The sequence below is a fragment of the Acinetobacter indicus CIP 110367 genome (genome assembly GCF_000488255.1).
GTDB lineage: Bacteria > Pseudomonadota > Gammaproteobacteria > Pseudomonadales > Moraxellaceae > Acinetobacter > Acinetobacter indicus.
The window spans coordinates 453,366-477,285 of sequence record NZ_KI530755.1 but is presented as its reverse complement, the minus strand read 5'-3'; the positions used below and the strand labels follow the sequence as shown (position 1 = coordinate 477,285).

The 23,920-nt window shown below is 44.0% G+C and carries 24 protein-coding genes; 14 read left to right on the top strand and 10 right to left on the bottom strand.

Annotated features, from left to right (window positions below; all coding sequences use genetic code 11):
• Positions 1-30: 30 nt before the first annotated feature.
• From P253_RS10910 to rsfS, 4 genes are all read left to right on the top strand, one after another.
• Positions 31-819: a crotonase/enoyl-CoA hydratase family protein gene (locus P253_RS10910; RefSeq protein WP_016658615.1), complete on the top strand. Its 789-nt coding sequence runs from the start codon at positions 31-33 to the stop codon at positions 817-819.
• Positions 820-849: 30 nt separating this feature from the next.
• On the top strand, positions 850-1,722 hold the full coding sequence (locus P253_RS10905) for an NAD(P)-dependent oxidoreductase (RefSeq protein ID WP_005180090.1): 873 nt from the start codon (positions 850-852) through the stop codon (positions 1,720-1,722).
• 36 nt (positions 1,723-1,758) lie between these two features.
• Positions 1,759-2,547, top strand: a complete 789-nt coding sequence (locus P253_RS10900) for a hydroxypyruvate isomerase family protein (protein ID WP_016658614.1) — start codon at positions 1,759-1,761, stop codon at positions 2,545-2,547.
• An 82-nt stretch (positions 2,548-2,629) separates the two neighbouring features.
• The gene (rsfS, locus tag P253_RS10895) at positions 2,630-3,031 is read left to right on the top strand and encodes a ribosome silencing factor (RefSeq protein ID WP_005180097.1); all 402 of its coding nucleotides are present in this window, start codon (positions 2,630-2,632) and stop codon (positions 3,029-3,031) included.
• 247 nt (positions 3,032-3,278) lie between these two features.
• On the opposite strand, the gene P253_RS10890 is transcribed toward rsfS, so the two are convergent.
• Genes P253_RS10890 through P253_RS10880 form a run of 3 tightly spaced genes read right to left on the bottom strand, consistent with a single transcriptional unit; the run spans position 3,279 to position 6,190 of the window.
• A complete protein-coding gene (locus P253_RS10890; protein ID WP_016658613.1) occupies positions 3,279-4,724 on the bottom strand; it encodes an NAD(P)(+) transhydrogenase (Re/Si-specific) subunit beta in 1,446 nt (481 codons plus the stop codon).
• Positions 4,725-4,727: 3 nt separating this feature from the next.
• The gene (locus P253_RS10885; RefSeq protein WP_005180100.1) at positions 4,728-5,051 is read right to left on the bottom strand and encodes a proton-translocating transhydrogenase family protein; all 324 of its coding nucleotides are present in this window, start codon (positions 5,049-5,051) and stop codon (positions 4,728-4,730) included.
• An 11-nt stretch (positions 5,052-5,062) separates the two neighbouring features.
• Positions 5,063-6,190 carry a Re/Si-specific NAD(P)(+) transhydrogenase subunit alpha gene (locus P253_RS10880; protein ID WP_016658612.1) on the bottom strand — a complete coding sequence of 376 codons (1,128 nt, stop codon included), beginning with the start codon at positions 6,188-6,190 and terminating at the stop codon, positions 5,063-5,065.
• A gap of 845 nt (positions 6,191-7,035) precedes the next feature.
• On the opposite strand from P253_RS10880, the gene P253_RS10875 reads away from it, so the two are divergent.
• A complete protein-coding gene (locus tag P253_RS10875; RefSeq protein ID WP_016658611.1) occupies positions 7,036-7,962 on the top strand; it encodes a DMT family transporter in 927 nt (308 codons plus the stop codon).
• A gap of 147 nt (positions 7,963-8,109) precedes the next feature.
• A complete protein-coding gene (locus tag P253_RS10870) occupies positions 8,110-9,297 on the top strand; it encodes an MFS transporter (protein ID WP_016658610.1) in 1,188 nt (395 codons plus the stop codon).
• A gap of 25 nt (positions 9,298-9,322) precedes the next feature.
• Here P253_RS10870 and P253_RS10865 read toward each other — a convergent pair whose 3' ends face one another.
• Entirely contained in the window at positions 9,323-9,964 is a 642-nt protein-coding gene (locus tag P253_RS10865; protein ID WP_016658609.1) for a hypothetical protein, read from the bottom strand.
• A 455-nt stretch (positions 9,965-10,419) separates the two neighbouring features.
• Here P253_RS10865 and P253_RS10860 point away from each other — a divergent pair, with 455 nt between their 5' ends.
• Both P253_RS10860 and P253_RS10855 read left to right on the top strand, forming a co-directional pair.
• On the top strand, positions 10,420-10,803 hold the full coding sequence (locus P253_RS10860) for a hypothetical protein (RefSeq protein WP_016658608.1): 384 nt from the start codon (positions 10,420-10,422) through the stop codon (positions 10,801-10,803).
• A gap of 54 nt (positions 10,804-10,857) precedes the next feature.
• Positions 10,858-11,142 (top strand): hypothetical protein, encoded by a 285-nt coding sequence (locus P253_RS10855; RefSeq protein ID WP_016658607.1) that lies wholly within the window; start codon positions 10,858-10,860, stop codon positions 11,140-11,142.
• 130 nt (positions 11,143-11,272) lie between these two features.
• On the opposite strand, the gene P253_RS10850 is transcribed toward P253_RS10855, so the two are convergent.
• Positions 11,273-11,740: a CinA family protein gene (locus tag P253_RS10850; RefSeq protein WP_016658606.1), complete on the bottom strand. Its 468-nt coding sequence runs from the start codon at positions 11,738-11,740 to the stop codon at positions 11,273-11,275.
• 236 nt (positions 11,741-11,976) lie between these two features.
• Here P253_RS10850 and P253_RS10845 point away from each other — a divergent pair, with 236 nt between their 5' ends.
• Together P253_RS10845 and katE are read left to right on the top strand one after the other, a co-directional pair.
• Positions 11,977-13,392 carry a hypothetical protein gene (locus P253_RS10845; RefSeq protein ID WP_016658605.1) on the top strand — a complete coding sequence of 472 codons (1,416 nt, stop codon included), beginning with the start codon at positions 11,977-11,979 and terminating at the stop codon, positions 13,390-13,392.
• A gap of 18 nt (positions 13,393-13,410) precedes the next feature.
• Complete coding sequence (gene katE, locus P253_RS10840; protein ID WP_016658604.1) at positions 13,411-15,537, top strand: catalase HPII; 2,127 nt, start codon at positions 13,411-13,413, stop codon at positions 15,535-15,537.
• Positions 15,538-15,655: 118 nt separating this feature from the next.
• On the opposite strand, the gene P253_RS10835 is transcribed toward katE, so the two are convergent.
• Complete coding sequence (locus P253_RS10835; protein ID WP_016658603.1) at positions 15,656-16,087, bottom strand: hypothetical protein; 432 nt, start codon at positions 16,085-16,087, stop codon at positions 15,656-15,658.
• A 229-nt stretch (positions 16,088-16,316) separates the two neighbouring features.
• On the opposite strand from P253_RS10835, the gene P253_RS10830 reads away from it, so the two are divergent.
• From P253_RS10830 to chrA, 3 genes are all read left to right on the top strand, one after another.
• A complete protein-coding gene (locus P253_RS10830; protein WP_081402516.1) occupies positions 16,317-17,249 on the top strand; it encodes an IS5-like element IS17 family transposase in 933 nt (310 codons plus the stop codon).
• Positions 17,250-18,254: 1,005 nt separating this feature from the next.
• The gene (locus tag P253_RS10820) at positions 18,255-19,181 is read left to right on the top strand and encodes a chromate resistance protein ChrB domain-containing protein (protein ID WP_016658602.1); all 927 of its coding nucleotides are present in this window, start codon (positions 18,255-18,257) and stop codon (positions 19,179-19,181) included.
• The gene (chrA, locus tag P253_RS10815) at positions 19,178-20,524 is read left to right on the top strand and encodes a chromate efflux transporter (RefSeq protein ID WP_016658601.1); all 1,347 of its coding nucleotides are present in this window, start codon (positions 19,178-19,180) and stop codon (positions 20,522-20,524) included. The genes P253_RS10820 and chrA overlap by 4 nt, the downstream gene beginning before the upstream one ends.
• 46 nt (positions 20,525-20,570) lie before the next feature.
• Here chrA and dmeF read toward each other — a convergent pair whose 3' ends face one another.
• A complete protein-coding gene (gene dmeF / locus P253_RS10810) occupies positions 20,571-21,563 on the bottom strand; it encodes a CDF family Co(II)/Ni(II) efflux transporter DmeF (RefSeq protein ID WP_016658600.1) in 993 nt (330 codons plus the stop codon).
• Between the two features lie 56 nt (positions 21,564-21,619).
• Here dmeF and P253_RS10805 point away from each other — a divergent pair, with 56 nt between their 5' ends.
• Positions 21,620-21,889 (top strand): metal/formaldehyde-sensitive transcriptional repressor, encoded by a 270-nt coding sequence (locus P253_RS10805; protein WP_016658599.1) that lies wholly within the window; start codon positions 21,620-21,622, stop codon positions 21,887-21,889.
• A 49-nt stretch (positions 21,890-21,938) separates the two neighbouring features.
• Here P253_RS10805 and P253_RS15790 read toward each other — a convergent pair whose 3' ends face one another.
• The 3 genes from P253_RS15790 to hisD all read right to left on the bottom strand — a co-directional run bounded on the left by P253_RS15790 (position 21,939) and on the right by hisD (position 23,881).
• Positions 21,939-22,064, bottom strand: coding sequence for a YHYH domain-containing protein (locus P253_RS15790; RefSeq protein WP_155757095.1), 126 nt, complete (start codon positions 22,062-22,064; stop codon positions 21,939-21,941).
• Between the two features lie 69 nt (positions 22,065-22,133).
• Positions 22,134-22,565 carry a YqaA family protein gene (locus P253_RS10800; RefSeq protein ID WP_155757096.1) on the bottom strand — a complete coding sequence of 144 codons (432 nt, stop codon included), beginning with the start codon at positions 22,563-22,565 and terminating at the stop codon, positions 22,134-22,136.
• Positions 22,566-22,588: 23 nt separating this feature from the next.
• Entirely contained in the window at positions 22,589-23,881 is a 1,293-nt protein-coding gene (gene hisD / locus P253_RS10795) for a histidinol dehydrogenase (protein ID WP_016658597.1), read from the bottom strand.
• Positions 23,882-23,920 lie beyond the last annotated feature (39 nt).

Genomic DNA, 23,920 nt, shown 5'->3' with positions numbered 1-23,920 from the left:
CTCAACAGAGGAAAAATAAGAGTTTAGACCATGACCATAGTACAGGTAGAAAAAAATAACGGCATTGCCATTGTGCGACTGAATCGCCCGGAAAAACGCAATGCCATGAGCTTTGCATTATTAAAACAGCTGGTCAAAACTGCCAGGCAGCTAAAAAAAGACCGTAGCTTGCGCTGCGTCATTCTGACTGGTGAAGCCGAAGTGTTTAGTGCCGGTATTGATCTGGCCGATTTAAACAATCCGCAAAATCGTGCCTTTGCCGCCTGGGAATTACTCAAACCCGGCCAGAGCCTGTTTCAAAAAGCCTTTCTGATCTGGCAGGAATTGCCCGTCCCTGTGATTGCTGCGATTGAAGGTTACTGTTTTGGAGCCGGGATGCAACTGGCACTGGCAGCAGATATTCGTATTGCCCATCCTAAAACCCAGATGTCAATTATGGAAAGCCGCTGGGGGCTGGTACCGGATATGGGTCTGAGCCGCTCTTTAAAAGGCCTGATTGGCCTGGACCTGGCCAAAGAACTGACCCTCACCGCCCGTATTTTTGAAGCGCAATATGCCAAAGAAATTGGCTTAGTCACCCACTTAAGTGACACACCACTGGATCATGCCCAGATTCTGGCGCAGGAACTGGCGCAGCGTTCTCCGGATGCGCTGGCTGCGGCCAAACAGGTGCTAGATGCCATGGAACATAATCCACAAAAATCCTTACGTCTGGAAAAAATCTGGCAGCTGAAATTACTGCTTGGCAAAAACAGTCAACTGGCGCGTAAAAAAGACAAGCAACCTGACACCAGTTTTTTACCGCGTCAATTTAACTAAGCACAGAGCATCAAGATCGGGAAGAGAAGCATGAGTTTTGATCGCAATACGCCCATCGCCTTTCTGGGTATGGGCTTAATGGGCACACGCATGGCAGCACGTCTGATTCATGCTGGTTTTCGGGTCGCCGTCTGGAACCGCACTGCTGCTGCCTGTGAGGAACTGCTGGACATGGGTGCTGAAGCACTGGCCCTAGAAAAGATTGGTCAATATCCGGTAATTTTAAGCTGCCTGGCCGATGACAATGCAGTCCAAGCCGTTTTTGAGCAGATTCAGCCGCATTTGCAGGCCAAGCAAGTGATTGTGGATTTCTCCAGCCTGTCTGTGGATAAAACCCTGACACTGGCTGAACAGGCAGCCCGTCAGCAGGTGAAGTGGATTGATTCACCAGTGTCGGGCGGCACAGCGGGCGCAGAACAAGGCACCCTGGTGATCTTTGCCGGCGGTGATGCCGCCACCATTGAAAAACTGACCCTGATTTATAATGTGCTCTCACAGCGCGTGACCCGTATGGGGGCCAGTGGCACCGGACAGGCCACCAAAATCTGCAACCAGCTGATTGTCGCAGCCAACAGTACCCTGATTGCCGAAGCTGTCGCGCTTGCAGCTCAAGCTGGGGTAGACACCACTTTACTGGCACCCGCACTAGCCGGTGGATTTGCTGACTCCAAACCGTTTCAGATTCTAACCCCGCGCATGGCCAGTCATAGCTTTGAACCGGTGCAGTGGAAAGTCCAGACCCTGTCCAAAGACCTGAACAATGCACTGACCCTGGCTGCGCATTATCAGCTGAATATTCCGGTGGCACAGCAGGCTTTGCAACAACTGCAAGCGCATCAGGCCAAAGGCTTTGCGGAAGCAGATTTATCCACGGTCATTCAACAGGTGGAACAGACCACTTAATTTCACCCTTTGCACAGGGAATGCAGGACATTGTTTATGACGAAACTTGCCGTAAATCTTTCTATGATTTTTACTGAAGTGCCGCTACTTGAGCGCTTTGCACTGGCCAGACAACACGGCTTCCAGCATGTTGAAATCCAGTTTCCGTATGAACTGAGCATTGCGCAGATTCAAAGCCAGCTAACCTTGCATGAACTGACGCTGTGCCTGATTAATGTTCCGGCCGGAGATTTAATGCAAGGCGGCAACGGGCTGGCCGGTGTGCCGGGCAAGGAAATCGAGTTTCGTCATGACGTTGAGCAGGCTATTGAATACGCGGTTGCACTCAAAGTGCCAAGTGTCAATATTCTGGCCGGCAAACAGCCTCAGGATGCCGATCTGCTGCCTTGCCTCAGGACACTGGCCGAGAACCTGAAAATGGCCAGCCATATGCTTAGCAGCCAGCAGATCCTGCCGGTGATGGAAATGATTAATGGCACCGACATGCCGCGCTTTTTAGTACAGAACATTGCCCAGGCCCAAGAGATGCTTGAAGCGGTGCAACATCCGGCGCTAAAAATGCAGTATGACTGCTATCACATGGCCATGATGGGTGAAAACGTATTGGAAGGACTGATCGAGAATATCCAACAGATTGGCCATATCCAGTTTGCCGACTGCCCGGGTCGTCATGAACCGGATACCGGCGATATTGCCTTTGCGGAAGTGTTTGACTGGCTCAAACACAGTGACTATGCAGGCTATGTGGCGGCGGAATATCGACCGAGCAAAGATTCAGCAAATTCCTTTGCGTGGAAAAACAAATACTTTGCCGAATATCAATAATTCGGCACTGTCATAGATTTGAAATTTAGGCTCAAAGCCGCTATATTAGACAATGAATAATTGTCAGGAAATTATACCCTTTATGAATTTAGAACCATCGCCCGGCGCTTCTAATTCTCACGATCTCGCAATGACTTCCCCAAACAATGACGTACACGCTTGCCTGCAAGTTGTGCGCGATGCCCTTGAAGATGTAAAAGCCAAAGAAATTGTTGAGCTTGATGTTAGCAGCATCAGCAATGTTGCAGATGCTATTGTGATTGCTAGCGGCACCTCAACCCGTCATGTTAAATCTCTTGCTGACAACGTTGCTGAAGAAGCACGTAAAGCAGGCTTCCGCCCGATTGGTATGGAAGGTGAACGCGATGCTGAATGGATCTTGATTGATCTGGGTATCGTGGTGGTACATGTCATGCTTCCAACTGCCCGTAAGTTCTACGACCTAGAAAGCTTATGGCGTACAGCACCTGAATCTGTAAACTAAGATTTCCCAAAAAGCGACCTGAAGGTCGCTTTTTTATTGGGTCAAAATAAGAGCTGGTCACAGCTGAATCCAGACACCGACTGATTTTTCCACTTCCCAATAGCTGAACTTAAACCTCTCGGCAGTGCTTCTCGATCTCCCCCCAACCCAAAGATTGAATCGTATGTAATAAAAGATTCTATTTAGTCACAGATATTAAAAAATCCCCCTCAATCGAGGGGGATTTTGAACGCGGGTATCGGACGTCTTAGTGACCCGTACCGTTAATCGCTTTGGTCATGTCTTCAACCACTTTCTTGGCATCACCGAAGACCATCATAGTCTTGTCGTTATAGAACAGGTCATTGTCCAGACCTGCATAACCAGTCGCCATTGAGCGCTTGATCACCATAATGGTACGTGCTTTATGTGCTTCCAGAATTGGCATACCGTAAATTGGCGAGTTTGGATCGTCTTTGGCTGCCGGGTTGACTACGTCGTTGGCACCTATCACCAATACCACATCCGTTGCCGGGAAGTCCGAGTTAATCTCGTCCATTTCCAGAATGTCTTCATACGGCACGTCGGCTTCAGCAAGCAAGACGTTCATGTGACCTGGCATACGACCCGCCACCGGGTGAATCGCAAAACGCACCGTTACACCCTGCTCTTTCAGCAAGTTGGCCAGTTCTTTCACCGCATTTTGCGCACGGCCTTGTGCCATACCATAACCCGGCACAATCACCACGCTGTCCGCATTGGACATTAAGAAGCCAGCATCATCTGCAGAACCTGAACGGTAGTTACGCTGTACCTGCTCACCCGCACCTGCAGTAGGCGCTGCCGCCCCACCCATCGCACCACCAAACAAAACGTTGATGATTGAACGGTTCATGGCTTTACACATGATGTACGACAGAATTGCACCTGATGAACCAACCAGTGAACCCGCCACAATCAGCATGTTGTTTTCCAAGGTAAAACCAATCCCTGCTGCCGCCCAGCCCGAGAAGGAGTTGAGCAGTGATACCACCACCGGCATGTCGCCACCACCGACTGGGGCAATCCAGACCCAGCCAAAGGCTAAAGCCAGTGCGGTCATGGCCCAGAACGAGGTCATGCTACCGCTTAAGAAGAAGTGAATCCCAAAGCCCAGCATGGCAATGAAAATCAGTGCCTGAACCGGTTTAACCCAGCCACCCGAAATGGTCTTGGCCCATTTTTTCGCTGCCAGTTTACCGTAAGCAAATACCGATGCAGTAAAGGTAATCGCACCAACAAAACAGCCCACGAACAATTCAAACAAATGCACTTTGCTCATTTCATGGAAGCTGACGCCATTGGCTGCCAACAGCTCTGGACCCAGTTCAACCAGCTTGTTGTTATGAATAATCGCTGCAATTGCAATTAACACCGCTGCCAGACCGACCAGTGAGTGCATCAGTGCTACGGTTTCTGGCATTTGCGTCATCGGTACGGTACGCGCACGGGCAATCCCAACAATGGCACCCAGAATCATCGCCCCCAGAATCATCCAGATAACCGGATGATCCGCCACAAAGAAGGTAGTCAATACGGCAATCGCCATGGCGATCATGCCGTAACGGTTACCAGCAATCGCCGTTTTTGGCCCAGACAGGCCTCGTAAAGTTAAAATAAAGAGGACAGCCCCAATCAGGTAGAACCAATCCGCATAGTCTCGAATAAATTCCATCAATTAGCCCTCTTTTTTCTTTTGTTTTGGTTTAAACATTTCCAGCATACGCGCAGTCACTGCGAAGCCACCGAAAATATTAATACTGGCCAGGAATACTGCAATCGCACCAAGTACACTCACCACGTTAATGCTCTGGAACTGCACATTGGCATCCACACCTAACACAGGCAAGCCGACCGTTTGAATCATCGCCCCCACGATAATGATCGAAGACAGCGCATTGGTTACCGCCATCAGTGGCGTATGCAATGCAGGTGTAACCCCCCAAACCACGTAGTAACCTACGAAAATGGCCAGGACAAAAATTGTAATTGTTTCAACCATGACTGTTCTCCTTAACCTCGTTTCAACAGCACTTGGCCGCCGTGCGTAACCAGTAGGGCTTTTTGAATTTCATCGTCCTGACTGATGGCAAAATTCTTTTCACTATCAAAAAGGGTTTCCACAAAATTCAGCACATTACGTGCATACAGCGCCGATGCTTCAGTAGAGACCGTCGACGGAATATTTGGAATACCGAGAATTTTTACGCCATTTTCAGTGACAACGGTTTCACCGCATTGAGAGCCTTCAACGTTACCGCCCGTTTCTACCGCCATATCCAGAATGACTGAACCCGGTTTCATCTTGGCCACAGTTTCCGCCTTGATTAATCGTGGTGCATCACGACCTGGTAACAGCGCTGTGGTAATCACGATGTCAGCATTGGAAACGGCTTTATCTACAATAATGGCCTGATCTTTGATGTACTGTTCGCCCGGCATCCAGCCATAGCCGTTTTTAGCAGCATCAGCAGCTTTTTGCTGTTCTTCTTCAGACATCGGCACGTCTAGCCATTTTCCGCCCAGAGATTCAACCTGATCTTTGGCAGTTGGACGCAGGTCAGTGGCTTCTACCACCGCACCCAGACGTTTTGCGGTCGCAATCGCTTGCAAACCGGCAACACCCACCCCCATGATCACGACACGGGCAGGTTTGACTGTCCCTGCTGCGGTCATCAGCATCGGGAACATACGCTGGTATTCAGCTGCAGCCAGCAATACCGATTTATAACCGGCTAGGTTGGCTTGTGAGGACAGCACATCCATGTTTTGCGCACGGGACAGGGTCCGTGGCAATAATTCCAGAGCAAATGCAGACACCTGCTGTGCAGCAAATTGGTCAAGTTCAGTATTGCGGTATGGGTCAAACATTGCCACTACGGTAGAGTTAGGAGCAAGTTTTTGAATTTCTTCACCTTTCGGCGCGCGAACTTTCAAAATCATTTGACTGCCGGTATAGGCATCATCTGTAATTTTGGCACCCACGTGCTCATAGGCGCTATCGATATAGGCAGCTTTTAAGCCTGCACCACGTTCAATAACCACGCTATGACCCGCGTTGATCAACTTCTTTACTGTCTCTGGCGTTGCAGCGACACGATTTTCACCGACGACAGTTTCGGTTGGGATTCCGATCTGCATGAGCGTTCCTCAAGCTAATTTTTCTTAAGTAAACATCGCCAAAACGATGCTTCCCCTCAGGTTATGTCCTTGTTGAATTTTTGGATTCTAATTGAACTTTTTTAAATTACCACCCAATATTTATTTAATAAATACCCATATTTTGAACTGATGATTCATAAAAAGAAGGGTGGCAGATATAATTGATCAGTTTAGCTTTCTATTTTTCATGGCGCCGCTCTGGAAATAAGGTGTATAAATTTTCAGCACAGCTCCTGACTTTTTACAGCGAATTGCGTCCTGTTTTGTTTTTTCTTTCCTTAAAATTGATTGTTTTGACAAATCTTATCGTGTAGTGCCGGCTTACAACAGGCTGATAAATACCAATAATGAACGGCTTTTTCGCCGCAAAAAATGAACATCCAGTTCATGATTGACTAAAATGACATCTTAATCACAGAAGAATCCGGGAGAAATTGGTCAAAACTGCCCAATGTTCGGGCAGAAAAGTAAATCCTGCGGCAAATGCACCGATTGGCTAAATGATTTCCTGCCCGCTGATCTGGACTTAACCCATACATCTGGCTGTGAAAGCGCGATAAAAAATTAAAAGTTTTTTTATTGATCATTTTGCCTGATGATGAATAAAGCAGCGCAACTGCTTAAATTTGCGTATTTTGCACTATTTTTGTGCAACAATTGCCCGCAAGACATCAATAGATCTCTGCCTGAAATAAACCATCTTAAAATTTTCATAAAATGAGAATAAAGCCTATCTTTACACATTCGTTTCTTCGAGCAGACAGCTTATAATCAACGCATGAAAATCTGGTGACACCTACTTTATTGATTAAATTGCTCTGAATATGTCCATTTCCTTGACCAGAACGCAGTTAGGTTCACTGTTTGCACTATGCGCGGCCTTTTTATTTAGCACCAAAGCTATTTTTATCAAGCAAGCCTACGCACTTTCACCTCTGGTGGATGCCACCACCTTAATGACCCTGCGGATGGCCAGCGCACTGCCGTTTTTCCTGCTGATCTGCTGGTTTAACCGGCATCGCAATACCCAGATTCAGCTGCGCGAATGGATACTGCCCGTGGCTGCCGGGCTGCTCGGCTATTATTTTGCCAGCTGGCTCGACTTTCTGGGGCTCATGTTTATTAGCGCCTCACTGGAACGGATTATCCTGTTTCTGTATCCCACCTTAACCGTTCTAGCCAGCAGCCTGATCTACAAGCAACGCTTAAGCCTGAAAACGATACTGGCCTTGCTGCTCAGTTATGGTGGAACGGTACTGGTGATGTTACAAGAACAGCAAAACATGCCAGATGGCCATTCCTTCTGGCTTGGTGCCAGTCTGGTATTTGCCAGTGCGGTGGCTTTTGCCGCCTATTTGCTGGTGACGCCACGGCTGATCCAGAAATTTGGCAGCTGGAATTTTACTGGCCTGGCGCTAAGTGTGGCCTGTTTCGGCACCCTGCTGCATTATCTGCTGGCCGTACCGGAGCCGCTGCAACGGCTGAGTCAGTTACCGGGCAGCGTCTATGCCTATGGCATTGGACTGGGTATTCTGGTCACGGTGTTGCCAACCATTTTATTAATGCAAAGTATCGAACGCCTGGGAGCCGCTCATTCGGCCATGATCGCCTCTATCGGCCCGATTCTGACCATTGTGCTGGCCACCCTGTTTTTAGATGAATATTTAAATGCCTGGCAATGGCTGGGTTGCGCCCTCAATATCATTGGGGTGATGATGATTAGCCTGTCCAAGAAAAAGCTGATGGCCTGATCCATGATCAGTCAGCTCAGCCTGTTCCGGACTGCTGTGCATGTGTCTTGCACATGCAAAAAGGATGTTGCAAATGGTGGTCTTTGGCCGTCATGCTCAGTATTGCCGAAGATGCGATTGAATGAATTAACCTGAACTGGACCTTGTATGAATACCTCTCCCGATATTAGTCAGGATAAAACCCTGCTCTGGCTTATGGCGCTGGCTTGTGGTCTATGTGCAGGGGCCAACTATTATTGCCAGCCGCTGATTAACTCGATTCATACTTATTTTCAGGTGCCGGAATCCCAAGTCGCACTCACGGTGACGTTTGCCCAGGTGTCCTATGCACTGGGGCTGTTATTTATTGTGCCAGTTGGCGATACTGTCAATAAAACCAAATTCATTCCGCTGCTGATGTTTCTGGCCGCGTTTGGCCTGTTTCTATGTGCCTTTTCAGTGAATCTGCCAATGCTCTGGATTGGCACCATCATGACCGGGCTATTTTCAGTGGCCGCACAGATTCTGATTCCGTTTGCCACCATGTCGGTCAAGCCGGAGAAAATGGGCGAAGTGGTCGGACTACTGATGAGTGGTTTACTGGTCGGGATTTTACTGTCGACCAGTCTGGCCGGACTGTTGTCCAATTTATATGGCTGGCAGCTGATTTATATCATCAGTGGCGTGTTGATGATGGGACTGGCGATTATTCTGAAAAAACGCTTGCCGCATATTCCGACGGTGCGTATGGCCTATGGCAAAATCCTGCATTCGATGCTGCAACTGATCCGCCAGGAAAAACGGCTGGTCTATCGCGCCCTGATTGGTGCCAGTGCCTTTGCCGCCATGAGCGTGCTGTTTTCCACCATTGCGGTGTTACTTGGCTCCTCTTTTGGTCTGCCCGATGTCGCAGTCGGTTTAGTCACTTTAATTGGGGTATTCGGCGCACTCTCCACCAAAAAAATTGGCAAAATTGCCGACCGTGGCCATGGCAAACTGATCACCTGGGCCGGCCTCTCTTTATTGGCGGTCAGCTGGAGTTTCCTGTATTTCGGCGCGCAGTATTTATGGAGCTATATTATTGGTTTTGGCCTAATTAACTTAGGTCTGGCCAGTGTGCATACCAGCAACCAGAACGTGATTTTCCATTTACGCCCCGATGCCAAATCACGCCTGAATGCAGTCTATATGACCAGCTATTTTATTGGCGGCGCCTGCGGTTCTGCACTGGGCATTTACGCCTGGCATCATGGCGGCTGGAGCATGAGCTGTCTGGTTGGTTTAACCCTGGTGCTCTGCTCGGCCTGTTTTGCCTGGTTAGATCAGCAACATCTGCGCCGCCAGCAACTGGCTTAAAACTGTATAAATCGTGCAGACAGGTTTAAGACACCTGCACCATCGGATAATGTGGCTGGGCCGAATCAATACTGGCCGGATATTCCAGCAGAATCTGAATAAAGGATGGAATTAAGGCAGCAAAAATACTGGTTGCCCCAGCCAGAATGTCACGGTTTAGCAGGCTGTTATAGTTGGCACCGCCGCTGGCAAACTGGTGACGCAGACTGTCAAAGCGTTTAAACACCGCCATCAGCAAAGCCACCGACTGTTTATTTTGCAAGGTCTGTTGCAGATCACTTTGTTCCTGAGCTGCGCGCTGCAGCCATTCATCACGCGTGAGCTGTAAATGCTGATAGGCCCAGAATTCCGGATGGGTATAGGGATGTGCCAACAGAGCCTGAATCTGCTGCTGGTATTTTTCCCATAACACATAATCAATTTTTCGGGTTTCATCCTGCTGGTGCAGAAGCTGAAAAAACTGCTGTAACTGCGCAGCGGGTGGACTGGCCGCATCTTCACGGTAAATGGCCTGAAAGGCAATCCATAAACTCATAAATTTAAAATCCAGCTCCTGATCCAGACTCAGGGCTTTTTTAAACCAGCTTAGGCTACGCTGTATTTTTAGATTAAAATGCGCCGAATTTTCATTCTTTTTACTGCGGTAAATTTCCTCAACCACCAGCATCTTTGTTATCCTTTTTCTTGTCTTACTGCATCAATGTAATGGTTTTTTAATTTTCCCTCAACCTTTTGATCTTTCAATTTATTTATTATCCATCTATTTTCCAGCAAAAATAAATCTGAGTATTTTCCTTTTATTTAAATAAAATAAATAAAAATCTGAAAGCTTAAAATATATTTAAAACACATTTTATCAAACTATCTATGAGAATAAAGAAATGTAAAGTTATATATAAAATCACGAAAAATGTAATTACACAAAAGATTACATTCTTAAAAATCCTATGTAGGACAGCCAATTAAAAATTCCGGCTTAAAATCACCGCTTACAACTAAATAAGATGTAACAGAGCCAGGGTTTTTCATGAGATGTTTCATGTTAAAAAGAAGCTATCTGTTTTTCTCAGATGATTTCAGCGCGCTAGCGATAGCGTCGATATCTATAAAAGAGGTGTTCAAATGCAAAATCAAAACAATGGTTCAAACCAACAGCAACAGCAGCCTCAACAGCAAGGCAATCAGCAGCAGCAACAAGACCGTCTGCAGCAACAGCAACCTCAACAACAGCAAAATAACCAGCAACAAGGCAATCAGCAACGCCAGCAAGATCAACAGCAGCAACAGCCTCAACATCAGGGCAACCAGCAGCAACAACAAAACCAGCAACAGCGCCAGCAAAATGATCAGCAACAGGATCAGCTGCGCCAACAACAGCAACAGGATCAGCCTCGCCAGCAACAAAACCGCCAGCAGCAACAGCAACAACCGCAGCAATATGGTCAACAACGCCATAACCAGAATGCGCAGCAGCAAAACAATCTCTTAGATGATGAAGATATGTAAAACCATTTTTTGTTTTTCACTTATTTTTATTATAAATAATCGAAGGAGATGATCATGGTCAACAATGCAAATGATCCACATGGGTACTGGCGTGACAACTATGCAGACCGCCCTTACTACAATGATTTTAAAAGAGATATTCCAGATATCGATTATGATCGGGACTTATCTTCTGCTTATGATCTCGGTACGCGCGCCCGTAGTGAATATGGCACAGATCGCGACTTTGAAAGTTCTGAAGGCGACCTCAAACAGCGCTGGGAAGAGTTTAAAGCAGATTCTCGCTTAAAATGGGAACAGGCCAAGCATGCGATTAAAGATGCTTGGGATAGAAACTAGATTACCCTCAGTCTGGTTCTAATACGGTTCAGAGTTATAGGTCATTATGACCTATAACTTTTTTATATCTAAGGGTTTTATCTCTGCAGATTTTCTATTTTGGGTTGTCTATTTGATTTATATATTCCTATTATTTTTGCTTGACTACTTCAATAATACTCTGACTAATTGCCCGCGACAGCTGTTCCAGTTTTTTCTTTTTGGTGCCATTAAATACGCAGCGATAATGATGCAGTTTATTCTGATACGAAATACAGTAAAAAAATGTTCCGACCGGTTTTTCCTTAGTTTCAGAGCCACCACGTTTTAATAAACCGGTACAGCCAACAAAAATATCAGAATCAATGATCTGTTTGGCTTTTAAAACCAGCTGTTCTGTCACTTCGGCAGATTCAGGAGAGTATTTTTCCAGGAATTTCTTTGAAATTTTTAAAATACTGACTTTTAAATTGGCGTCATAACAAACCAAGCTGCCATTTAAAATATCGCCTGAATTTTTATTTAATGAAAAATGATAGGCCAGATACCCTGCCGAAGCACTTTCAATAAAGGTGACTTTTAATTTCTTTTTGGCAAGTAACTGGCAGCATTTATTCATTTATACCCATCCTGAATATAATTATTCCTTCCGATTTAAACATAGCTCTTTTTCAGTGCTTTTTTCTGAAAAGTAACATTTCATTTATTTTTTAAAACTAAAAATATAACCCTCTGATTTTTATACCTATAGGTTAATTGCCCATATACATACTTTACATGAAGTCACACAACTCAGGCTTAAGTTTCCAGCCAACTAGATTACTGTTTTCTAGGGTTAAATCATGGAGCAGAATAATGCCAACGGTCGTCAAACAAAGATTATTAGACATACTCAATGATGTGCCTGAAACCTATTTTGATCTGGTGTCGTTTTATTTAGATGCCGATATTGCTCCCGCCGCCAAACAACAAAAAGCCCTGTTCAGTTTAAAACATGAAATTGAAACCCTGCCGTTGGCCCTACCCGATTTCCCTCGCCAGCTGGATCAGCTGGAGCACTGGATGATCCAGCATGAACAGCAAGCCCAGCTCGAATTTGAATATTATTTAAAGCGCCGTGCCTGGGGACAGCCACGCGAATATTTTCACTGCTTGTCCGATGCTTATGAGTTTCTGATCAAGATTGCCCCGACCCAGCGTGCGCAGGCAGCCTGGCTCTACAGTTTTAGCCAGCACTGGGATGACCGGCGCTATACCGAGCTGATTCAGCTGTATCTGCAAGCTCTGGCCTATGGTCACACGCAGCAGCATCAGCTGTATCAGTTCAATGCACTGCTTGAAACCCTACAGCTGGATAACTTTGTACTAGGTCTGGAAGATGGCTATTTTCATCAGGCCGCAATTCAGCTGGCACTGGCGTACTGCCCTGCCGATTTCATGCCTTTGACCTTGGGCTTTCATATTGGTAAACATCTGTGCTCGCTGCATCAGCTGATCATTGCGCATGAACTAAAAGAACTCGGTATTCACACCCGCTGTTTTCAGCCACAGCAGCGTTCAACATCACGGCATACGCCCGTGCTACATGCCATTGCCAGTCTGGCCCCGGACGAAAAACAGCAGGCTCAATATCTGCGCCTAATTCAGCTGGGCTATGCCTTAAGCCAGCAAGGCATGAACGAAGAAAAAATCCTGCAGCGGCTGCATCTGCACGACATTATCCAGAAAATTTTCCAGCACAAAGCCCTGATGGGCAAATTCATTCATGACAATAAATGTATTTTTACCAACCGCAGCATCAACCAGTGGCTGGAAACCATCGAAGGCGTGGATGGTTTTATCCAGCAGCTGCTGGAAACCGACTGGATCCGTTTAGGTCAGGACCCGCAGCAGAGTAAATTCTGGCGTCTGATTCATCAGCAGGAAAGCCAGATGTTCGGGCTGTTTAACCGTACCGAACAGCAGTTTATTTATGACTGGATTCTGGGAGATGCCGCAGCACAGCATCCTGCCCCATCTGCGCTGCAAAGTACATCAGACCATTTTAAAACCAGCGATTATTTTAATTATATGGCCGAGCTGGAGCTGGAAGAGATTCAGCTCAAATACGCCCAAGGCTCATCTTTTAACGACAAAATCCGGCAGCTATTGCCTTATTTGGCCCCGCATAAATCTGCCAGCGATGCCGGACGCTGGTGTACCCAGCAATACAGCCAGGCCCTTTTTCCGGCGCTGGCGCAGGCGCTCGACCCAATGAATCATAAAAGTTAATTACGGAGAACAGCAACAATGAAAAAAGATCAACAACCGAGTGAAATGGCCGGTGCAGATGCGGCAAACCGACAGAACAGTAATGATAAATCCGTCCAATTAGACCCGTATCGCAGTGATGCGACACAACAGGCGCTCACTACCAATCAGGGTGTAAAAATTGCCGATAACCAGAACAGCCTCAGAGCTGGCATTCGCGGGGCCACCCTGCTCGAAGATTTTATTTTTCATGAAAAAATGACCCACTTTGACCATGAACGGATTCCGGAGCGTATTGTGCATGCGCGTGGCACCGGTGCGCATGGTTATTTTGAAGCCTATCCGGGCAATGAAAAATATACCAAAGCCCATTTTCTAACTACCCCAGAACATAAAACGCCAGTCTTTGTACGCTTCTCGACCGTACAAGGGCCGCGCGGCTCGGCAGATACGGTACGCGATATTCGCGGCTTTGCCATCAAGTTCTATACCCAGGAAGGCATTTATGACATGGTCTGCAACAATGCCCCGGTGTTCTTTATCCAAGATGGCATGAAATTCCCGGATTTTGTGCATGCCTTAAAACCGGAACCGGATACCGAAATTCCAACCGGTGCCAGTGCACATGACACCTTCTGGGACTTTGTTTCGCTGGTGCCAGAAAGCTCACATGCGGTGATCTGGGCCATTTCCGACCGTGGTATTCCAAAAAACTTCCGTAGTATGCAGGGCTTTGGCGTACATACCTACCGCTTTATTAATGCCGAAAACAAATCGGTGTTTGTGAAATTCCACTGGACCCCGAAACAGGGTATGGCCGCCTTGGTCTGGGATGAAGCACAGAAAATTGCCGGGAAAGACCCGGATTATCATCGCCGCGATTTGTATCAGGCCATCGAGAACGGTTTCTATCCGGAATGGGAACTGGGCGTACAGATTGTGGAGCAGGAAGATGAAATGAGCTTTGACTTCGACCTGCTTGATCCGACCAAGCTGATTCCGGAAGAACTGGTGCCGGTCATTCCGATTGGCCGGATGGTGCTCAACCGCAATATTGACAATTTCTTTGATGAAACCGAACAGGTCGCCTTCTGTCCGGCGCATATTGTGCCGGGAATCGACTTCACCAATGACCCACTGCTGCAGGCGCGGATTTTCTCCTATACCGATACCCAGCTCAGCCGTTTAGGGGGTCCGAACTTCCATCAGCTGCCGATTAACCAGGCGGTGTGTCCGTTTCACAATAACCAGCGCGATGGCATCCATCAGAGCCGGGTTCATCGCGGTCAGGCGGCGTATCAGCCCAACTCGATTGACAATGACTGGCCACGAGAAACCCCACCCGCAGCCAAAGGTGGCGGTTTTGAAAGCTATCAGGAACGCATTGACGGGCATAAAATCCGTCAGCGCAGTCCATCCTTTAGCGATCACTTTTCGCAGGTGCGTCTGTATTTCAAAAGCCTGAGCCTGCCTGAACAGAAACACGTGGTCGATGCCTATGTCTTTGAGCTGAGTAAAGTGCAGCGCAAACCTATCCGTGAGCGTGTGGTGCACAATATGCTGGCCAATATTGATGCCAATCTGGCCAAAATGGTCGCCGATAAACTCGGCATTGCACTAGATGAAAGCCAGCTGCCGCCTGATCTACCCGAGGAAAAAACCTCAGCCAAGTTATCCATGACGGCATTTTTACCGCCGAATATTGAAGGCCGTAAAATCGCGGTACTGGTACATCCCCATGCCGCCACCGACAATATTGAGCCGATTCATCAATGGGCCTTAAAAGAAAATGTGATGCTGGATTTTCTGACGCCCACCCCTGCCCCAACCACCACCATTGAAGATGACATGATTCCATCTGATGGGATGCAGCAGGCCGAACCCTCAGTGCTGTATGATGCAGTGATTGTGCTGGATGGCAACAATCTGGATGCCTTTAAGCGCGATGGTGTGGCCTGCCATTATGTGATTGAAGCCTATAAACATTTAAAACCGGTGGTGTTGTTAGGGGATAAAGCCGAGCTGCTGGAACATCTGCGTCTACCGCCAGATGAAGGCGTATTTAGCGATGCCAGTTTCCAGAATGTGGCGGAAGGCTTTAAAGAAGCGATTCGTCACAACCGGGTCTGGGCACGTGAAGCCATTGCAGAATCTATTCCGGCTTAATTGTCCTGCACTCATACAAGCTGAATCAACAAAAGGGAAGCCAATGGCTTCCCTTTTGTTTGAATAGATGGATGAGATTCAGATTAAAACTTGATGTACATAGTGCTTTCCTCTCACCTTAATCTGCAATCTGCGCCGTTTGATACCACTCCAGCTCCTTGTCACTCGAGATCTGTGGAGGGGCTGCAATATCCAGCGGTTCTAAGCTCATTAAGGGCACTTTGATCTTCTTTCCCTTTGGGATCTTCGGCTGATCTTCATCAACGGTAATTTTCTGAATAAATGTCGCCAACCAGAGTATAAACTCTTCTTTATTGCTGCTTTTTGGCACAATGCTCAAATCCAGTTTCAGCTCGTTGGCATATAAAGGGTTGACCATCAGCTCATTAAAGTCGATGCAATTGACCAATAATTTAAGACGTGTTTTTTTGATTTCAGCACGCAGCTCAATCATTAACATATTTAAATCATTGATAATATCTCCTCTAAAGTCCTTATTTTGCTCGACATTTCTATAGATTATTTCAGAAAGTTTAATATACTGGGGCATATGATCATCCATTTATTATTCTGAATATAGTTATATTGAAGGATTTTGCGTAATTTTATGTAGTATTTAATAGATATTTTGCAAGAAAAGCGCGTCTTGTTACATTGGAATTACATATTTTTTTAAACAAATCAAATAACAACTATAATTTGTGAATTGATTGTCACTTTTTCCAGGCTTTGTTGCACAAACCTATCTGTAAAGGCTTTTTCAGCGATATAATTTTCAAATGAAGAAGCCTACACACAAAATCTACCGCACAACCAATTGGCCCGCATATAACCGAGCACTCATGAGTCGCGGAAATATTGCCATTTGGTTTGATCCTGCTACGCAATGGTATGCGCCATCAAAAGGCAAACAAGGGCGAAATCAAACCTACTCCGACGCAGCCATCCAATGCTGCTTAATGATTAAATCCTTATTCCGTCTGTCTTTACGTATGGTCACTGGCTTTGTGCAAAGTCTGATTAAACTTTGCGGATTAAATTGGATAGCTCCAGATTACACCACGCTTTGTAGAAGACAAAAGCATATTGATATTGCAATCAGCTACCAAAAAAGTAGTGATGGGCTGCATCTACTCATGGACTCTACAGGCATGAAGTTTCTAGGTGAGGGCGAATGGAAACGCAAGAAACATGGACCTGAATATCGTCGCCAATGGCGTAAACTTCATATTGGTATAGATGCTAAAACCCTACAAATACGAGCAGTTCAGCTTACAACCAATAATGTCAGTGATTCACAGGTGCTTGGTGATTTACTTAATCAGATTCCACAAGATGAGCAGATTGACTCTGTTTATACCGATGGAGCTTATGACACCAAGCAATGCCGTCAGGTCATTGCAGATCGGCAAGCGCATGCAGTGATTCCACCTAGAAAAAATGCGAAACCATGGAAAGATACAAAGAGTAGCTCGCTAGCGCGAAATGAATTACTTCGAACAGTTAAACGTTTAGGCAGGACACTATGGAAAAAATGGTCAGGCTATCATCGCCGCAGTTTGGTGGAAACCAAGATGCATTGCATCAAATTATTAGGCGATAAATTAATGGCAAGAAGCTTTCCTAGTCAGGTGAATGAGATTCATGCACGTGTAGCAGTCCTCAACAGATTTACGGAATTAGGTCGACCACTTACCCAAGTTACGCCTTAAATTTGGCTCAATTAGGGGCGCTTTGCATTTCAAATCTTTGTGCAACAAAGCCCTTTTTCCAGTGAATTAATTTTATTATTTTTATTTTTCTTAAGAGGATTATATATGTATTTTGATTATATATTCTAATTGAATTTAAAGATCATTTTCGAGAGTATTCATTTAATTTATAAAATAACTCAAGCTTAATATCAATAATTATAATTTATATTTTAACAATATAACAGTTAAAATAACAGCAGGCTAAAATATGAATATTCACCCGCACGCCTGCGGACAGCCAATAACAATCTTTTTTCGTCAGCCAGATTTTGTGCTACTATCTCGCCCCTGCACGCCCGGTGGATGTGAGTAAAACCCTCTGCCTTGTGCTGCCCAATCTGTGCGAATAGCGCCTCAGTTTTGTTTCCCATCGTTGCAAGGTTTGCTGTTGAATGTCAAATGTAAATACGCTTGAAAATATCCAACTGCCAAGAATTTCCGTGGCCCCCATGATGGATTGGACACAAAAATAAAATATTTACATAAATTATAATAAGTTAAAGACAAATAAATATATTAAGGTGTAAAAATGGTGTAAAAGCTATTTGCAACAAAAACAGTAGAAAATTTAATTAGGATTAGGAATAATCGCCAAAATTCTGCTGGTATCGACTTCTAGACTTCCAGCTTTAACTAGAATCAATATCCTCCTACATGCAAGAAAAAATATAAGTCTTAAACAAATGAATACTATCTCCATAATCGATATTGATCTACCCGATACCATAATACAGTCGTGAAAAATAAGAAATCGTTTGCCCCCAATCTACTTTCTACTTTGATTAGTCTACCCCCATAATACGATAAGCTTACTCAGCTGCAGAATCACATATAGTTGATAAATCTCTCAACTATTCACTTTAAATTTTATATATAAGAAATTTTGATAAAAAATGCATAAATATTAAATTTATCAAATCAAAAAAATGTATTAATCTCTACAAAAAATGTTAGGTTTATTACATGATAATTTCAATTTTAGTCTCATCATTACCCAGTCATAGTACGACTGCTAGGATGCGAATATGGCGCTCCCTGAAGGCTCACGGAGCAGCTACATTAAGAGATGGGGTATATTTGCTGCCTTCACTTTATTCTTCTAAGTTCGAAGAAATTGTGACTGACCATTTAAATGAGCATGGTAGCGCATATATTTTTGAATCGGAAATACCTGATAATTTAGATCTCTCTACTTTATTTGATAGAACTGAAGACTACCAAGCCATCAGTAATGAAATTTTAGAACTCAGCAACAATCTTGACCCAGACCAAAAAAAAATTATTTTAAAACAAGTTCGTAAGCTTAGAAAAAATTTAAACACATTAGTTGATATCGACTATTTCCCCAATACCTTACAAATAAAAGTATTGAATGAATTAACTCATTTAGAAGGAGTGATTGCGAGATTAGGAGAAATTGATGAACCACACACATCTTCCAATCTCATTCCTCTTTTACAAAAGTCTGATTACCAAAACAGAATTTGGGCTACACGTAAACGACCTTGGATCGATCGCTTAGCTTGTGCTTGGCTCATTCAGAAATTTATTGATCAAAACCCAACTTTTGTTTGGCTCAACAATATTAACGATTGCCCACCAGAGGCAATTGGATTTGATTTTGATGGTGCCACATTTACCCATGTTAATGAATTTGTATCTTTTGAAGTTTTATTGCATAGCTTCAATCTTGCAAATCATGCACTTAAAAAAGTTGCTGAAATAGTCCATTACCTGGATGTTGGAGGAAATGAGCCGCCTGAAGCTATCGGCTTTGAAAAAGTATTGCATGGATTAAAATTAAGCATCACGGATGACAATCAGTTCGTTCAACTCTCCAATCACATTTTTGATGGTCTTTACACCAACTTTAGTGGTGACAACTCATGAATAATCTACAAGAAGATAAAACAGAAACTATTCCAGACGTTAGCTTTAAAGCAGCGTTTATATTTTGGCTAAAATTAGGATTTATCAGCTTTGGAGGCCCAGCTGGTCAAATCGCAGTCATGCATCAAGAGCTTGTTGAACAAAAAAAATGGATCTCAGAAAAGCGCTTTATGCATGCTTTGAATTACTGCATGTTGCTACCAGGGCCTGAAGCACAGCAATTAGCGACTTATATCGGCTGGTTAATGCATAAAACCAAAGGTGGTCTTATAGCCGGATTATTTTTTATTCTGCCATCGCTCATCATTCTTATCACGCTGTCTTGGATCTATGCAAAATTCGGCAATCTACCCGTTATTGCCGGGCTGTTTTATGGTATCAAACCCGCCGTGACAGCTATTGTCTTTCACGCAACCTATCGAATTGGCAGTAAGTCGCTAAAAAATAAATATATGTATGCTATAGCGTGCATTGCCTTTGTTTTAATCTTTGCCTTCAATGTTCCCTTCCCTTTAATTGTTTTACTTGCAGCAATGAGCGGTTACATGCTCAGTAAATTTGATCCAAGCCTATTCATTGGAAACACTCATCAAGGCAGTTCTAAAACTTACGGTAAAGCCATCATTGATGATGACACTCCAACACCTGAACATGCGATCTTTAAATGGCCCAGACTCATTAAGCTTCTAATCATTTCTGCCCTGCTCTGGTGTCTGCCTATATTGCTACTTACGTCAATTTACGGCTGGACTCATGCTTATACACAAATGGCGTGGTTCTTTACTAAAGCAGCACTTATGACCTTTGGCGGTGCTTATGCAGTACTACCTTATGTTTATCAAGGTGCTGTGAATTTCTATGGATGGCTTAAACCCACACAAATGATTGACGGTTTAGCATTGGGTGAAAGTACACCTGGCCCCCTTATTATGGTGGTCGCTTTTGTTGGGTTTATGGGGGGATACAATCTGGATCTGCTAGGACCAGATCATAAGTTTTTGGCTGGTGCATTGGGAGCAACCATTGTGACATGGTTTACTTTTCTTTTTTCATTCATTTTTATATTAGGTGGAGCGCCAGTGATTGAATCAACTCATAATCAGATTAAGTTTACAGCTCCACTTACTGCAATTACAGCGGCTGTAGTAGGTGTAATTCTTAATCTCGCATTATTCTTCGCATATCACGTATTGTGGCCAAAAGGATTTGAAGGACAGTTTGACTATATTGCTGCATCCATTACTTTAGCAGCTTGTATTGCTCTATTTAAATTTAATCAAAGTGTATTAAGAGTGATTGGTTTTGCTGCTGTTTTAGGATTAATCATCCAACTCAACATATAAAAAATCTATGAGCAGGACATTCATCTTGCTCATTTTATTAGTTGATTTAAACTGCTGCTGAAAGCTTGAAATTGCTATTAATTTCTACCGACACATGAACCACTTCTTCATGAATTGAAAGAGCTTTACGCACTACATCTGCTGTAATTGCTGAATTCTGACTATCTAAAGAAAGAATACAAGAAAACTTGCCACGACCAACTTTCCATACATGCAAATCAGTAATCTCAAGCTGAGGATCAAGCTCTTCAATCACTTCTCTAATTTCATCTACGACAGGATGCTCCATTTCAGCATCAAGCAAAGTTTTACCTGTATCTCGAATCAGTCCCCAAGACCATTTTGCAACCAGTATTGCACCGACGATACCGAGCACTGCATCTAAAAAATCCCATCCAAAATACTTACCTGCAAATAAGGCAATAATGGCAAGTACAGATGTCACTGCATCTGCGACTACATGTAAAAATGCAGCTTTTTGGTTTAAGTCATGCTCTTCATTTTCATGATGTTCATGCCCATGGTGGTGATCATGATGATGGTGGTCATGATCATGACCGTGATGATGGTGATGATGGTGATGGCCGCCTTCATGTAATAGCCACGCGCAGACAAAATTGATAATCAAACCAATGACGGCGATTGCAATCGCTTCATTATAGTGAATATTGACTGGGTTAAATAATCTTTCAATTGATTGGATTCCCATAAACACAGCAACGACCATCAGCAAAATTGCACTCGAATAACCCGCTAATATTTCAATTTTCCATGTGCCAAAGCAAAAACGTGGATCATCTGCATATTTACGTGCTACACGATAAGCTAAATAGGCTAGTCCGAGTGCTAACATATGAGAACTCATATGCCATCCATCAGCGAGCAAGGCCATGGAATTAAAAAACCATCCTCCAAAAATTTCAAACACCATCATGACACCAGTCAAAATGGTCGCAATTAAAATTTTTTTCTGTGCCAACGGATTGCCCTCATCAAATTGATGAGAATGTTTACGATTAATTTCAGTCGATGATTGCATTTTAGGTTGCTGTCAATAATACTCCCCCATAGTATATTTTTTTAAGTTGAAATACCATGTCCCATTTAACCGAAAATAAAAAAGTTCTTAATCGAGTACGTCGGATACAAGGTCAAACTCAAGCCATAGAACAGAAATTATTGAACCCAGAAAGTTCATGTATAGAGGTATTACAGCAAGTTGCAGCGATTAAAGGCGCAATCAATGGTTTGATGAATGAACTTATAGAACAGCATTTACGTGAACATGTTTTGGCCAATCAACATGAACATGTCAATGAAGATGAATTACAGGAGTTTTTAAAATTAATAAAACGCTATTTATAAGACACAAGCCTTAGCACTTCTTTTTGAAGTGCTAAGGCTGATCAAATTTTTAATGACAATGATAATCACCAGTTTTACTATTGGTATGACAGCCTTGAGAGTTAGTACCACCAGAGTGTGCGCTAACTATTGTGGTCAATGATGTTAATAAGCAAAGTATTAAGATCTTTTTCATTAGTATTATCCCCGTTAAATGACTTAAAATTAGAATTTAAATTGTACACAATTTAACCAAGATAAAAAGTTAAATAGCAAAAATATTATAATAAATGAGATAAATGACGAAATACCGCCCACCTTTAGCTATCGTAACTATAATTAAAAACCGAATAAATTTTTCCTTCAAAATTCCACTGACCAATGTTGCTGGATCACCAACGATAGGAACCCAGCTCAATAATAAAGTCCATGATCCATATTTTGCATATAGTGCTTGAGCATGAATAATCTGTTCCCTTTTTACAGGAAACCAACTCTTATCCTTATGCATTTCAATTTTTAAACCTAACCACCAATTTACACATGAACCTAGAACATTACCAAAGGTAGCGACCATTAATAGAAAGCCCACTGAATATGTTTTCATAGATAACAGTCCGACTAGGACTGCTTCTGACTGTAAAGGTAGCAAAGTCGCTGCACCAAATGCACTCAGAAATAAACCGATATAAACCAACATTTTCTAATTAAATAAATTGATTAAGTACGATAACGGGCCGAACGTGCATGGGCATCTAAATTTTCCTGTTGAGCGAGAATGTCAGCGACGTGTGCCAGTGGTTTAACACCTTGCTCAGAACACATGATCAAACTGGATCTCTTTTGAAAATCATATACTCCCAAAGGTGATGAAAACCGTGCAGTTCCTGAAGTCGGCAAAACATGGTTCGGTCCAGCGCAGTAATCACCAACGGCTTCGACAGTATACTTTCCAATGAAAATAGCCCCCGCATGACGAATACCCGCCGTCATATCTTGCGCAATTTGTTGCTCAACACAGAGCTGGAGCTGCTCAGGAGCAATTCGATTAATCACATCAATGCCCTCTGCTCGATCCCGAACAAGAATCATTGCTCCACGATTATTAATCGATTCTCGTGCGATATCTCCTCTAGGCAGTACTTCTAAATGCTGATGTAAAGCAGTATGAACCTGTTGCAATACCTGTTCATCATCAGTAATAAAAATGGCCTGTGCTACAGGATCATGCTCTGCTTGGGATAGCAAATCCATGGCAAGCCATTCTGGATTACAGTCCGATTCAGCATAAACCGCAATTTCAGAGGGTCCTGCAATCATATCTATCCCCACCTGCCCAAATACAGCTCGTTTTGCAGCAGCTACATATTTATTGCCCGGCCCGGTAATTTTATCTACACGAGGAATACTTTCAGTGCCATACGCTAGAGCCGCTACGGCTTGTGCACCGCCTATAGTAAAGACCTGATCAACACCTGCAAGATAGGCCGCCGCCAATACCAATTGATTCAGTTTTCTTTTAGGTGCAGGTACAACCATAATGATTTCACTAACACCAGCAACCATTGCAGGAATCGCATTCATCAGCCCTGATGAAGGATATGATGCTAAACCTCCGGGTACATAAATCCCAACACGATCTAAAGGAGTCACCTTTTGTCCCAAGGTATTACCAAATTGATCTTCAATCGTCCAACCTGACTGTAGTTGTGCTTCATGAAATTTTCTAATGCGTTGAGCAGCAAATTCCAACGCATTTTTGACCTCATCCCCCAATTCATCAAATGCATTTTTTAGCATCTCTGGTGACAAAACCAGTTCTGAAAACTCAAGTGCCGGATGCTGATCAAATTGCTGCGTATATTTTAATAACTGATCATCACCTCCCACTCGGACTGCCTGGATAATCTGATCTACGGTAGTGACCAATTGAGCATCGGTAACGGTTTCAAAACTGAGTAATTCTGAAAGTGAATTTTCGAAACTTTGATCTGTTGATTTTAAAATTTTCATCACTGTATCGTAAGCGTCCGCTGAACCCCATGCCTATTT

Coding starts and splice junctions, on each gene's coding strand:
- P253_RS10835 (WP_016658603.1), bottom strand. CDS start 16,087: ATGCCCCAGTATATTAAACTTTCTGAAATAATCTATAGAAATGTCGAG.
- P253_RS10805 (WP_016658599.1), top strand. CDS start 21,620: ATGTCCCATTTAACCGAAAATAAAAAAGTTCTTAATCGAGTACGTCGG.
- P253_RS10860 (WP_016658608.1), top strand. CDS start 10,420: ATGCAAAATCAAAACAATGGTTCAAACCAACAGCAACAGCAGCCTCAA.
- P253_RS10880 (WP_016658612.1), bottom strand. CDS start 6,190: ATGCAGATCGGAATCCCAACCGAAACTGTCGTCGGTGAAAATCGTGTC.
- P253_RS10905 (WP_005180090.1), top strand. CDS start 850: ATGAGTTTTGATCGCAATACGCCCATCGCCTTTCTGGGTATGGGCTTA.
- P253_RS10865 (WP_016658609.1), bottom strand. CDS start 9,964: ATGCTGGTGGTTGAGGAAATTTACCGCAGTAAAAAGAATGAAAATTCG.
- P253_RS10885 (WP_005180100.1), bottom strand. CDS start 5,051: ATGGTTGAAACAATTACAATTTTTGTCCTGGCCATTTTCGTAGGTTAC.
- P253_RS10875 (WP_016658611.1), top strand. CDS start 7,036: ATGTCCATTTCCTTGACCAGAACGCAGTTAGGTTCACTGTTTGCACTA.
- P253_RS10910 (WP_016658615.1), top strand. CDS start 31: ATGACCATAGTACAGGTAGAAAAAAATAACGGCATTGCCATTGTGCGA.
- dmeF (WP_016658600.1), bottom strand. CDS start 21,563: ATGCAATCATCGACTGAAATTAATCGTAAACATTCTCATCAATTTGAT.
- P253_RS10870 (WP_016658610.1), top strand. CDS start 8,110: ATGAATACCTCTCCCGATATTAGTCAGGATAAAACCCTGCTCTGGCTT.
- rsfS (WP_005180097.1), top strand. CDS start 2,630: ATGAATTTAGAACCATCGCCCGGCGCTTCTAATTCTCACGATCTCGCA.
- P253_RS10830 (WP_081402516.1), top strand. CDS start 16,317: ATGAAGAAGCCTACACACAAAATCTACCGCACAACCAATTGGCCCGCA.
- P253_RS10845 (WP_016658605.1), top strand. CDS start 11,977: ATGCCAACGGTCGTCAAACAAAGATTATTAGACATACTCAATGATGTG.
- chrA (WP_016658601.1), top strand. CDS start 19,178: ATGAATAATCTACAAGAAGATAAAACAGAAACTATTCCAGACGTTAGC.
- katE (WP_016658604.1), top strand. CDS start 13,411: ATGAAAAAAGATCAACAACCGAGTGAAATGGCCGGTGCAGATGCGGCA.
- P253_RS15790 (WP_155757095.1), bottom strand. CDS start 22,064: ATGAAAAAGATCTTAATACTTTGCTTATTAACATCATTGACCACAATA.
- P253_RS10820 (WP_016658602.1), top strand. CDS start 18,255: ATGATAATTTCAATTTTAGTCTCATCATTACCCAGTCATAGTACGACT.
- hisD (WP_016658597.1), bottom strand. CDS start 23,881: ATGAAAATTTTAAAATCAACAGATCAAAGTTTCGAAAATTCACTTTCA.
- P253_RS10850 (WP_016658606.1), bottom strand. CDS start 11,740: ATGAATAAATGCTGCCAGTTACTTGCCAAAAAGAAATTAAAAGTCACC.
- P253_RS10855 (WP_016658607.1), top strand. CDS start 10,858: ATGGTCAACAATGCAAATGATCCACATGGGTACTGGCGTGACAACTAT.
- P253_RS10900 (WP_016658614.1), top strand. CDS start 1,759: ATGACGAAACTTGCCGTAAATCTTTCTATGATTTTTACTGAAGTGCCG.
- P253_RS10890 (WP_016658613.1), bottom strand. CDS start 4,724: ATGGAATTTATTCGAGACTATGCGGATTGGTTCTACCTGATTGGGGCT.